This is a genomic window from Rhodococcus sp. P4_B6, assembly GCF_056402215.1.
The window spans coordinates 1-11,909 of sequence record NZ_JBFUHV010000222.1; the positions used below are offsets into that span (position 1 = coordinate 1).

Consider the following 11,909-nt stretch of genomic DNA (forward strand, 5'->3'; position numbering starts at 1 on the left):
GTGTTCACCCGGTCGGGTGCGGTGGCGGCGGAGTTCGAGCGTGGTGTCCGGGCCGGCAATGTCGGGATCAATGCGTTTCCGGCGCCGCCGGCGAATGTGACGATGGGAGGGTACGGTGCCTCGTTCTACGGTGACCTGCATGTGTGTGGTGCGGCGCCGTTGGATTTCTTCACCGATCAGAAGTTGGTCGTTACCCGATGGTGAGCACCATGCGGCGCACCGGTGGGAGCGCGACATGAACTCCGCGGTCGTCATCGAAACAGATCTCTAGGATCGACGACGAGACTCACTCGAAAAATCGCTCTATCCAGGATCAAACGAAGTTGCGCGGCAATCTTTGCAGTTAAGGTCGCCGCGCATCCGGTGGGGGACCAGACTCAGAAACGTCTCACACATCGTGAGAAATTTGACGGCGGCACGCCATACAGCGGCTGGCCTGATTCGTATAGATGGTTCCTTTTGACAAGGAACCTCTTATGGAATCAAGAGGCAACCGCGTCTTACCACTCCACTCTCAGATAGAAGGATGCCATGTACCTTGATCAAGTTTCTATGGCGGCGCAGTTTCCGACGGTGGTCTACATTATCGGGCTGATCGCCATCTTGCTGGCCATAGCCGGGATACTTTTATTCGACGCCGGCCTCAGTCGCGCAGGAAACGTGATGCACACGTTGACGCAAAAGCTTGTCGCCGCATTCGTTGCTGCGGCGGGCATGTCACTGATCGGATTCGCCATCTGGGTCACGCAGTTCAACCAGGCTTTCGGTGTTGCTAATCCGCTCGGCCAGGCGATCAAGTCGTGGTGGCTCGGAGGAACGGGCATCAACACCCTACCCCAGGATCTCGATCCAGCGGCCGTGCCGAATGCTGACTCCTTCCAGGCCTTTTACGCGCTCTTCATTCTCTTCGCCGCCTTCTTCGCGGCGCTGTTGGCCGGGTCTGTGATCGAACGGGTCAAAACGAGTTCCTTGGCGTTGATCGCATTACTCTTCGGGGCCGTAGTCATCCCGGTCGCTGGGTACCTGGTCTACGGCTCTGTCGGGCCGCTGTCCAACGCCGGCACCCACGACTTCGGCGGTGCATTCTTCTATATCTTGCTTGGGTGTTGGGCGCTCGTATTGGTGTGGCGAGCCAAGCCAAGGGTGGGTGTTTTCGACGGCACCGCGACCGAGCCTGCCATCCCGCACAACATGTTGTATGTAGTGGTCGGAATGGTCCTCTTCCTTGCCGGAATCTGCGGCTACGCGCTTACCAACGGTTATCTGGTACCCGGATCCGGATACTTCGGGATCACCCTCAACGAGAGCGGCATGGGGCTGATTGTCACGAATCTTATGATGGCCTTCGCGGCCTCGGCGATCGGCGGCCTGCTGGTCTGGAAGGTAGGGAAACACCCGTACTTCTTCTTGGTGTCACCGGTGGCCGGCTGGATCTCGGTGTCGGGGCTGATCGACGTCGTCAAGCCCTGGCAGGCAGGTCTGACCGCCGTGTTTGCGCCCTTTATCCTGCTCGGCGGTTACAAGCTGATGATCAGGCTCCGGCTGGACGACGTCAAAGTTGTACCACTTACGCTGGGCCCGGGAATCTACAGCGCTTTGATGGCCGCGGTGTTGGCAGGTGGCGTCAAGCAGGGTGGATACTTTGGAATTGCGCAGGGTGAGTATGCCTTCCAGCACGCCTCGATCAACATCGGGCACCAATTGTACGGAGTTATCGTTTTCCTGGCGCTCGGTCTCGCGTCGGCACTTGTCGTGGTCTTCGTGGTCGAGAAGACGATCGGGCTGCGTGACGGGCGAGTCGATGAAGGCCTGGAGGCGAAACTGGATCGCGCAGTCCTTGGCGAGGTCGCATATCCTGACCGGACACCTGCAGGGCTACAACAAGAGGACGTATCCGACCAACCGGCTGCCGAGGTCAGCTTAGTGCCTTGACGGCACGCGAGAACTATTCGTTCGCCTGAGCAGAATGAACGCGTCACCAGAATGCGAGTTGGGATCGCCAACAGATCGCCAGCACGACGCGTTCATCCCSGCTCCGGTACTGTTGCGCGCCTGATGGGAGTCGATCAGCGAGCCTTCGACAGGTCGCGGATCGTCCGGGGGAAGCTGATTACTGAGCCGCCGGCCGGTGAGCACTGTTCGCGCCCGCAGTAAGCGTCGAATCCTAGGGTGAGACCGTGCCCTGGCCGGTGAGGTCGCCTGTAGCGCTGATGGGGTGTCGTGCCGTGCGAGCACTGATCCATCAGGTTGTCGCCGGGTGCCATTGGGCTCGAACAGGGTTCACCCAGAAGAAGAGAACCGAAAGGGGCGATCGATGATCCTCATCGGAGACAACTGGGCGAAGACCATCACGACGTGGACCTGATGGTGAAACCGGCCGGCGGCCGGCATCCGTGAACTGCACGAACTGGTAGCCGCCCACGCCGAAGAGCCAGGGCAGGTCGTGGTCGGCATCGAAAGCGACCGCGACCTGTGGGTGCAGGCGCTGACGGCGGCCGGGTACCAGGTGTACGCGGTCAACCCCCTCGCGGTCCCTCGTCGAGTGACTCGAGACGGTCTCTCGAAGAGTCACGCGATGGCCGCCTTCGTGGTCGACGACGCGCTGGTGAGACTTGGATCCAGTTCGTGCACCATCCGCGTGATGCTGCGACGAGGAACGCTTCCGGTGCCAGCCTCGTCGTCACGGGCGCGACCTCGAGGACGGAGACCGAACCTTCCCCGTTACTACACGGTCACGCGTTCTCGGTTACGAACCATGCCGCAATCTGGGCTCGGGAGTTGAATCCGAGTTTGGTGAGGAGGTGTTCCACATGACCCTGTGCGGTCCGCGGCGATATGGTCAGTCTGGTCGCGATCTGACGATTGGTTAGCCCTTCGGCGACCAGCGCAGCGACTTCGCGTTCACGTTTGGTCAACCGGACAGACGGCTGGCCGGATTGTGACGAGTGCGGTCGTTGCGAGGATTCCACAGCCTCCCCCTCGAGCGCGTAGGTGATTGCGTCGTCCGTGCCGAACTGGCTGCCCTTGCTACGAGCCGCGCTGAAGGTGCTGGTGCCGAGTTCGCGAGAGGCGTCGGTCACACATCGATCGTGTTGCTCGTTGAGGGCGGTGAACAGCAGTGGGCTACTCCCGACGGAATGCGCGAAGTTCGCCGCGGCGCCCAAAAGTGTGGCGGATCGTTGAAACTGTCGCTTCTCGCCCGCTGTCCACGCGAGCGCCTCGAGGCACACCGCCGCGGCCAAGCGGTCGTCCACACGTCGAATCAGTACCAACGCTTCTTTCAGAAGCCTGCTCGCCCGTTCCAACTCGCCTCGGCGCATGATGGCCACGCCCATCGCCCACAGGGTGTACGACCGGTACATGATCTCGTCGTGAGCTTCCGTAATGGAAAGGGCATCGTTGAAACACGTGATCGCCTGATTCGACTCTCCGAGCAGATCGTAACCCACACCTAGCATCACGAGTATCCAAACATGTTGTGTGAGATCGTGATCGATGGGCAAGGCGGCGCGCGCCTTTTCGAGTTCGGCGCACGCGGGAGTGAGGTCGCCCTTGTAGACTCCGACCACGCCCTCGGCACGGGAGAGAAAAATGCGGACAACGGGGTTTGTTGCGTCCTCGGTCAGCGTGCGTGCCTCCTCCATTAGGGTCGACGCAGTGTCGAAGTCTCGCTGTACCGCGGCAAGCGAGCTCGCAGCGTAGAGCGCTTTGATCCTGGTGGCGGGATGCTGCCCTGTCTCGCACGCCAGTAGGCGGTCGAGCCAGTATCTGCCCTCGTTGAACAGGCTGTGGGAGAACCAGAACGCGAATAAAGATGCAGCGATATCGAGACCCTTTTCGGGGGCGTCGCCCACGGAAAACTCCATTGCCTCACGTAGGTTCGACTGCTCACGGGTCAGTTGCGTGATCCACTCGAGTTGGCGGGGGCTGATCCAATCGGCTGCCGCGCCAGCGGACAGCTGCCGACACCATTCTCGATGCTCATGGCGCAGTTGCTGAAGTTCGCCCGACGCCTGCGCCTTCTCTTTGCCGTAGACGCGTAGGATCTCGAGCATCCGGAATCGCACATCCCGGCCGACCTCTTCCCGCATCAGGATCGACTTGTCCACCAGAGAGGTAAGCGTGTCCAGGAACTCGTCGGACGAGATGTCGCGGCCGCAGATAGTCTCTGCCGCGGTGAGTTCGAAGTGACCCGCGAACACCGACAACCGGGACCACACGATTCGTTCCTGCGGTGAGCACAGCTCGTARCTCCAGTCGATACACAATCGCATCGTTCTCTGTCTCGGCGGTCCGGCCCAGTGCCCGCGGGACAACACTTCGTAGCGATCCTTCAGCCGATCCCGAATCTGCTCGGGGGACATCGCCCGCAATCGTGCGGCCGCCAACTCGATCGGCAGGGGCAGACCGTCTAGCTGCCGGCAGATCTGCGCGACCGTGCTCGTGTTGTCTTCGGTGAGAGCGAAGGTGGGGACGGCAGCAGCGGCCCGGTCGGCGAACAGTCTTACGGCGTCGAACTGGGGAAGGCCTCCCGGTGTCGTCGGGTGGCTGTCGGTGGGGACGCTGAGTGGTGGAACGCGCAGAACGGCTTCCCCGCTGATTCCCAGTGGTTCGCGGCTGGTGGCGAGGATGTAGAGGTTGGGGCAGAAGTGCAGAAGTTGGTCGACGACTTCTGCTGTTTTCTCCAGCACTTGCTCGCAATTATCGAGCACCAAAAGAAGCTTCTGCGAGCCTAGGAACTCTTGCAGAATGTCGATGAGCGGTCGCGCCGTCTGATTGCGTAGCCCGAGTTCGGATGCGACGACGACCACGACGAGCGAGTCGTCCTCGACGGCGCCGAGCTTGACTATCCGCACACCGTCAGTGAACGCTGCCTGTACCTTCGCCGCCACACGCAGCGCCAGCCGAGTCTTGCCGACCCCACCGATACCGGTGAGGGTGACAAGCCGCGAAACCCCGAGCAGTCGTCGTGCCTGAGCGAGTTCGTGACGACGACCGACGAAGCTGGTCAACTCAAGAGGAAGATCACCCTGCGCGGACTTGCCAGCACGGGGCATGGAGTGCGATCGATGCTCTCTCGTGCCGGCGTGCGACCCGGCGGGCCCGCCTCCCGGTTCGACGCGGACCGCCATCACATCCATTGGAAATCCGTAGCGTGCCTGGATGCCCCGAAGTTCGTCACCGAACGCAGCAGCAGTGGGCTGGCGCTGGTGTGGCTCGGCAGCCATTGCACGTTCGATAACGGTGCTGACGTCATCGGGGATTCCGGCGATCCGTGGGTCGGGGACCGGGTCGGTCGTGACCCGCAGAAACTGCGCGATCATGTTCTCTCCGCTGCGACGTTCGAACGCGGCATGACCAGTGAGGGCGCAGAATACTGTGGCGCCGAGACCGTAGATGTCGGACGCCGCGCTCGGCTCGTCCCCTCGCAACACTTCAGGTGCGGTGAAGGCGGGCGATCCGGTGATTACTCGCTTGGTGGTGGTGAATCCGCCAGGTATATGTGCGATTCCGAAATCAGTCAAGGCAGGCTCGGCATAGTCGGTGAGCAGAATGTTCGCAGGTTTGACGTCACGGTGAATGATCCCGAGGTGGTGGGCGCTCTCCAATGCTCCGGCGATACGTATCCCGATCCGGAGAGCCTCGTCCAGTGGAAGTGAACCCTGACGGCCAATCCATGCTTGCAGTGAGCCCTGGGCATGGAATTGCATCACCAGGTACGGCCGCCCACTTCCCGTGGTGCCCACCTGCAGCACGTTCACGATGTTGGGGTTGCCGGTGAGTCGCCCCATCGCCCGCTGTTCCCGGAAAAACCGGGCGCGGTTCTCGTCGTCGAGCTCCGAGGTCATGACCTTCACGGCAATCGTGCGATCGAGGGAACGTTGGCGGCACCGGAACACGACACCGAACCCGCCGCGGCCGATCTCTCGAGGGTCGTCGAATCCGGCGTCTCGAAGTTCCGTAGCGACGGCGTGTACTTCGTCGCGTTGGGTCGATAAGGGATCGTACTCAGCCGGCGGCATGGCTCACTCCGTCGGCTTATCCATCACGTAACACCGGAACGTACCTGCCACCTCAATCACCTCTGTCGAGTCCTCCAAGGATATCGCGCATGATCGGAAGCCTTTGAGCGAACAATCACCGGCGTACCTGACCGGAGCGTTCGGTGGAACGCAGCTCGCGGTGATCGTCGGGGCAAACCGACAACGGGTCATCCGCGGCCACCTGCGGCGACCTGCCGCCGTGGCCGCTCGCCCGCGCTGTACGCCCTCCGTGGAACCCGCCATCGGTGAAGAACAGACCAAATGTCGGGACCGCAAGCGCACGCTCTCTTCGAGGAGGTGCTGCGACCGGCCGCAGCAAGCGTCGACCTCGACGGCAAGATCCCGCAGTCACACTTCGAGGCCTTGCGCAGCCGAGGCTTCTACGGGCTGGCCTTCGCCACCGACAGTCCGGTCACAGCCCTCTCGGATGTCGGCGAGATCCTGGTGAGCGGGTGCCTGTCGACGGCGTTTGTCTGGGCACAACCACGGCACGTTGGTACAACCCTACCGGCGCGTCCTCGAACTGATGGAACGCTCCTTCGCCCTGGCCGACCCGCTGACCCGGAAGATCACCCTCCCATTCCGCGAGACGACCTTGCCCGCGCACTTCACCCGACCCGACCACGTCGACGGCCCGGTTCCCTGCATGATCATGTGGAACGGGCCGACAGCACCAAAGAACACCAGTACCTGTCCGGTTCTGCCACGATCTCTCCGACCGCGGCATCGCGACCCGCATGGTCGACTGCCCCCTGCAGCGGCGAAGCGCTGCACGCAGGGCTGACCGCCCAGATCGAGACCGAACAGTGGGCGGCGGCGTGCGTCGCGTGGGGCGCCAACCGCGACTGAGGCAAAGTCCAACGCCGCGTCCGGAACGAAGGCGAGCGCCCTGTGCCGCACTACTGGAAGCATGTCATGTGGGTGTGGGGGCACGACGACCTCGGCGAATTTCTCGCCTACCCCGACGGGGTGAACCTCGACGGTGTGATCGAGAAGATCAGCGTTCCGATATCGATCACCCACGGTGAGAACGACCGACAGATCCCGTTCGAGTTGGATCTGCGGCGTAACGGTCCGAAGCGAACGACTTTGACTGGTGAACAATGGTGTTCGTGCACGAGTCGGAAGCCCCTGCCCGGTTCGGGTAGCGATTGTCTGTGTCATGTCCGGGCGGCGAAAGAGGCGGCGCCGAGAATGGGCATGCATAGTGGACGAAGGAGATGGGGTGAGGAGTGACTCGCTTCGCGGGTGACACGTCAGCCGAGGGTCGCCGCGTCGAAGGTGCCCACAGGGGCGGCGGCACCGGTTGATGTGTGGTTTAGCGGCCAAGCGCAGCCCTCGCCAACGATGCACATCAGGACAACCTGCACGTCGTAACGAGCAGCGCATCACTGATCTTCGTGAGCCGGAGCCTGGAAGTCCAGGGAGTGTGATTCACGCCATTGCACTATTTTCGCATCACTCAATAGCCGACCAGTGAGTGTGATCTCGAGTGGTCTTGTGCTGTGTCCAGACCCAATCCTTCGGACCCGATTTCGGGTATGGGTGTAGGTAGTTCGGCCGATGTGCAGGTGTCGACGTCGGTCCAAGGTAGCTGGTACGCCGCCGTCGACGTGGCAGCCGAGAATATCTGCACGTGAGAGAAGAGTTGTCATGGCACGAAATACCGAGAGCATGGGTGCAAGTGTGCTGAATACGTTGCGGGTCGGTGTGGTTGGCACTGTTCTGTACGCCGGTCTGATCATGGGCGTSGTTGTGGTGGCGGTGTGGAAGTTCCCGATGCCCGGCGTGTAGGCCCGCGGCGTCTGTGGTCCTGCGCCGGCGCCTGGCGTTGCAGAGTGAAACACGTGGTGGCAGTTCGGCGATAGAGCGACAGGGGCGTGGTTCTGCCCGTGGCTCAGCGTGGCCGGCAAATCAGCGCGCGATACCCGTGACGGGCCCTGATGCTGTGGAAGGGACGATGWTGTTCGGGACGGGCGTAGCTCTCATGGTTGGTCTGCTGGTGGTGGCGCTTCTGGTGGTGCCCGTCTCGTTTGGTGTGGCGGCACGAGCGGACGCGAAGGTCCGCCGCCCTGCGGAGTCCCGGGCATCGTATCCGAATCCGGTGGGCGCGGTCGCTGTTGCGGATGTAAATGTGCGGTGTGATCGRTGGCGGCAGTTGGCAACCCGAGCGTGGCTGATCTGCGGCGGCGCCTCGCTGGTCGCAGTAGCGGTCGTGGGTGTACTGATCTGTGTCGGGTGACGGTGACGGCATGTGCCGAAAGTGCGCAATTTGGCGGTTGCACCTGTCGGCGGGTCGGGCTGAACCATCGACATCGCGCCCGCCTAGGGAGTATCCCCGGAATCTGAAACCATAGAGTCTCCAATGGCATACATGCCGAAGGCCGCCAGAACTGCGGTGGACGCCCAGGTGAGCCGAAGCGGCCCGGTCGGAGCGTTGTCGGCTCCGGCCGGACCTCGCCGGGACATACAGCAGGACGGCGCCGACGGTGAGTGCCCAGACCCCGCAGGCGGCGGTCACCGCGACCACGGTGTTTTCCCGGCCGCTCGGGATGGGGCAGGTGAGGTTGCCGGCGGCGTCGACGCTGATGGTGATGGTCTGACCCCCCTTCGCGGGCGTGTCGGTGGGCACGGCGGCGACGTGATCCCCGTGGGGTGTGGTCCAGCGGGCGCGGGCGGTGTTCTCGGTGCCGACGAGTCGAATCGCATAGTCGGGGGGTGTCGGCGGCGAGGTAGGTGTCCTCGAGCAGCACTGCGGGTACGTAGTGCACGCCGGCGGCCAGTGTCTGGGCTTGTCGCTCGAGCCGGGTGTGCGTCGCGGTGCCGAACGCGGCGGCGACGGGGATCAGCAGCAGAACCGCGGCCGCGGTCAGCAGCATGAGGGTGGCCTCGACGCGGTCGCTGGCGCGCATCAGGTGGTTGCGGCTCCACGGGCGCAGCCGCCACCACCGAATCGGTGCAGTCACCGGTGCTGGTGGCGGTTCCTCCCGACGCATGGTCACCTTCCGCAGGATCACTTCCTTCGATTGTGCGACGGAGTCCGAGGCGGTGTTTCCGCACGTTGCTTCGTGAGCGTCGGGACATGTTCACCCGAGGTGTTTCAGCCGGAGTGCTCTGGCTGTCCTCCTCGACTGGCTCGTGCATGAGTTCGCGGGGCTTGCGGTGCTGGCGCTGCGTGAGCTCGTCGAGCTTGTTGCTCAGCGGCCAGCGGCCAGCGGCAGTGGAAGTCGGATTTGCCGTTTGGGTGGCGCCACTGACGCCCGGCTCCTGCGGCAGGACGGACGGCCGGCGCCAGCCCTCTCGTGCAGGTCTCGGCCCGCCGCACGGCGTCGTTGCCGTGCATGACGGTGGCCGAGTCCATCCGAGGAGCCATGTCGTGCTCGGACTGCGATTGGTGGCGGCACCTTCGCGGTCGTCGCGTCGAAGTGGGAACTGGGGCACAGGTAGCGGCCGCCGACAACACCACCGCCGACTGCTTCGGCGGTGGTGGTGTTCCCGATCGTGGATGGTGTTCGTGCAGGTCGGGTCGCGTACTGGGCCGGGCGGTGCTTATGCTCGATCCCGGGAGTTTCGCCGAGCGAAGGGGTGCATCAGCATGGCGCGAAGCAGCGGCAACGGGCCGGTCGATGGTCCGGAGTTGACGGTCGGTGTCCGGGTGCTGGTCCGCAGGAGCGCCGGGGCCGATCTCACCGGTGAGGTGGTCGAGGATTATGCGGCGGTGACCGACCCGGGCGGTGGTGGGCACGAGTGGGCGCCGGTGCATCGGTGGGCGGTCGCGCTCGACGACGGTCGGCTGGTCTTTGCCGACACCGAAGACCTGACCATCGATCCGGGCTCTTACCGCTCCGCCCCGGCCCCGGACCCGAATTCGGTGGTGCGCACACCCGGCCGACACCGGGGAGAGTGATCGGCGGCGGACCGCGCCGGCCGCGGACGCGGCCCGGTCTCAGAATTTCGGGATGCGGGCGTCCCGTGCAGTGCGGAGTCCGGAGGCACCCGAGGCGCTCGGATGTATCGATGGTCTTTAGGCGCAGTCCCGGCAGATCAACTGCTGAGCGTCGGCGAGGCGGCTGCGGTGGTGGACCAAAAAGCAACTGGTGCAGGTGAATTCGTCCGACTGCTTGGGGATGATGCGGACGGTGAATTCTTCACCGGACAGGTCGGCGCCGGGCAGTTCGAAGGACTCGGCGGTGTCGGTGTCCTCGACGTCCACGACGGGTGACTGGGTGTCTTTTCGGCTGGCGGTCAGCTGTTCGAGGGACGTGTCCGTCTCGTCGGATTCGGTGACTCGCGGTGCGTCGTAGTCGGTGGCCATGACTGTGTACCTCATGCTCTGGGTGTTCGGATCCGCCAGGTTAGAGGGTCCGGCGCCGCGACACACATCCGGGGTTACGGGTGCCATGGCCGCTCGCCGTCACCGATCAGGCCGCTTCACCGGTCTCGCCGGTGCGACGAGGCGATCGGCAGGAGCTGTCCTTCGGATCGGCGTCGACAGAAAAGTCGTGTCCACCGACCAGGGAAGTTGGTCCGGTCACCGAATCCCCCGGAGGGCTGTCGGCTCAGTTCGCGGTCGCCCACGATTCTGTGTTGCCCTCGGATACTCGTGTGCCGATAACCTGTGGCACTACTTCCGATTGTGTGGTGGGGTGTCGTGCCATGCGCGGAGGAGGTCGGTGCAGAGGGTTGCCTTGACGTTGCGTAGGTGCCCCAGGTCCGATGGTCGCGGGGTCATCGCGGTTTGGAGTAGGTGGAGGAACCTGTTGCGTTGTACGCCGAATGTGACGAATAAGTCCTCGGCGTCGGCTCCGCCGTAGGGTGCCCATTCGATGGCGAAGGCAACGAGCGCCCGGTCCGCGGGGCTGATGGAGTGCACGCTGGCGAGTAGGTCGCAGACACGCAGGGATTGCCGTAGCCAGTCGAGCTCGGGAGAGCCGGTGGGAACGCCGATGCGGGCGGCGCGCCGCCGACGGGCGCCGCGGTTGCCGATCCGGGTGCGCTCGGGGTGAGCCCGGCACGGGACGCCGGCTTCTGCAGCGGATGGCGTCAAGGTTGCCGGTGACGTCCTCGGCGGTGGGGCGGGGTTTTCGAGCATGGATGCCTCTGGCGGGTGAAGAACTGATCGGGTTCTTTCATAGTTCGCGATCACCCACGGATCCGGACCGGCCATCCGGCGGGGTGGGGTGCCTGTTTTGGTGCCCGCGCGCAGGTCGGGGGATCGGCTCGGTAGGTGCCCACTCGGGTCCGCTGGCACCGCCGCGGGTCTGTCGGGATTTGGGCGTCGTTGTCGCGGCGCTGAGTGTGGTCCGGGGATCCGCCGGTTGCCTTCCAGTCGCGCCCGTGAACGATGTGCTCGAGTTCAACGCGCAGCTCCTGCGTGAGTATCGGGTCGTAGTCGCTGAGATTTGTTGTGAAGTAGAGCTATTCGCTATCGTCCGTAGTCGGTCGGTGAGTGTCGCTTGCCAGGGTGATGGGACCACCTCGTTGCCACGAGCATGGGACCACCCGAAGGTGTCATCGAGCATCGACCTCGCCTTCTGAACTGTCAACCACGCCATGCCCCAGACGGGTGCGTTGCCGGTAGGACGGGCCCTCGATGACGAGGGTGTGTGCCGAGGAGGTGAGCCGGTCGATCGCCGACTGCGCGAGCAGGGCATCGGTGGTCATCGACAGCCACTCATCAGGGGCCCTGTTCGAGGAGACGATCGTCGGCTTGCGGCGGTGGCGCTCCACGACCAACTCGTAGAAGTCGTTGGTCTCGGTCGCGTCCAGGGGCCGCAACGCAAAATCATCGAGGACCAGCAGATCGACGGTGGCGATGCGCCGCATCTCCGCCTCGACCGAGTTGTCGAGCCGGGCGGCGCGCAG

Annotated in this window: 10 protein-coding genes and 1 pseudogene; 7 read left to right on the forward strand and 4 right to left on the reverse strand. The window is 63.7% G+C overall.

Annotation, left to right across the window (positions count from 1 at the left end; all coding sequences use genetic code 11):
• From AC1DWT_RS45395 to AC1DWT_RS45405, 3 genes and pseudogenes are all read left to right on the forward strand, one after another.
• Positions 1 to 204 (forward strand): aldehyde dehydrogenase family protein (locus AC1DWT_RS45395; protein WP_477925779.1); only part of this gene is annotated, 204 nt, incomplete at its 5' end.
• A gap of 348 nt (positions 205 to 552) precedes the next feature.
• The gene (locus AC1DWT_RS45400; RefSeq protein WP_241031592.1) at positions 553 to 1,932 is read left to right on the forward strand and encodes an ammonium transporter; all 1,380 of its coding nucleotides are present in this window, start codon (positions 553 to 555) and stop codon (positions 1,930 to 1,932) included.
• Positions 1,933 to 2,314: 382 nt separating this feature from the next.
• Positions 2,315 to 2,611 (forward strand): annotated as a pseudogene (locus AC1DWT_RS45405) (IS110 family transposase); the annotation flags it as partial.
• Positions 2,612 to 2,732: 121 nt separating this feature from the next.
• Here the strand turns inward: AC1DWT_RS45405 and AC1DWT_RS45410 are convergent.
• Positions 2,733 to 6,023 (reverse strand): protein kinase domain-containing protein, encoded by a 3,291-nt coding sequence (locus AC1DWT_RS45410; protein WP_206015559.1) that lies wholly within the window; start codon positions 6,021 to 6,023, stop codon positions 2,733 to 2,735.
• A 675-nt stretch (positions 6,024 to 6,698) separates the two neighbouring features.
• Between AC1DWT_RS45410 and AC1DWT_RS45415 the strand changes: the two genes are divergently transcribed.
• The 4 genes from AC1DWT_RS45415 to AC1DWT_RS45430 all read left to right on the forward strand — a co-directional run bounded on the left by AC1DWT_RS45415 (position 6,699) and on the right by AC1DWT_RS45430 (position 9,951).
• Positions 6,699 to 6,893, forward strand: a complete 195-nt coding sequence (locus AC1DWT_RS45415; protein WP_206015560.1) for a hypothetical protein — start codon at positions 6,699 to 6,701, stop codon at positions 6,891 to 6,893.
• Between the two features lie 804 nt (positions 6,894 to 7,697).
• Complete coding sequence (locus AC1DWT_RS45420; RefSeq protein WP_179377708.1) at positions 7,698 to 7,838, forward strand: hypothetical protein; 141 nt, start codon at positions 7,698 to 7,700, stop codon at positions 7,836 to 7,838.
• Positions 7,839 to 8,004: 166 nt separating this feature from the next.
• Complete coding sequence (locus AC1DWT_RS45425) at positions 8,005 to 8,286, forward strand: hypothetical protein (RefSeq protein WP_477925780.1); 282 nt, start codon at positions 8,005 to 8,007, stop codon at positions 8,284 to 8,286.
• Between the two features lie 1,353 nt (positions 8,287 to 9,639).
• Positions 9,640 to 9,951 (forward strand): hypothetical protein, encoded by a 312-nt coding sequence (locus tag AC1DWT_RS45430; protein ID WP_206015561.1) that lies wholly within the window; start codon positions 9,640 to 9,642, stop codon positions 9,949 to 9,951.
• A 117-nt stretch (positions 9,952 to 10,068) separates the two neighbouring features.
• Here the strand turns inward: AC1DWT_RS45430 and AC1DWT_RS45435 are convergent, their stop codons facing one another.
• The 3 genes from AC1DWT_RS45435 to AC1DWT_RS45445 all read right to left on the reverse strand — a co-directional run.
• A complete protein-coding gene (locus AC1DWT_RS45435) occupies positions 10,069 to 10,359 on the reverse strand; it encodes a DUF4193 domain-containing protein (protein ID WP_206016276.1) in 291 nt (96 codons plus the stop codon).
• Between the two features lie 309 nt (positions 10,360 to 10,668).
• A complete protein-coding gene (locus tag AC1DWT_RS45440; protein ID WP_206015562.1) occupies positions 10,669 to 11,091 on the reverse strand; it encodes a hypothetical protein in 423 nt (140 codons plus the stop codon).
• Between the two features lie 464 nt (positions 11,092 to 11,555).
• The coding region (locus AC1DWT_RS45445) for an ATP-binding protein (protein WP_477925781.1) at positions 11,556 to 11,909 on the reverse strand (354 nt) is incomplete at its 5' end.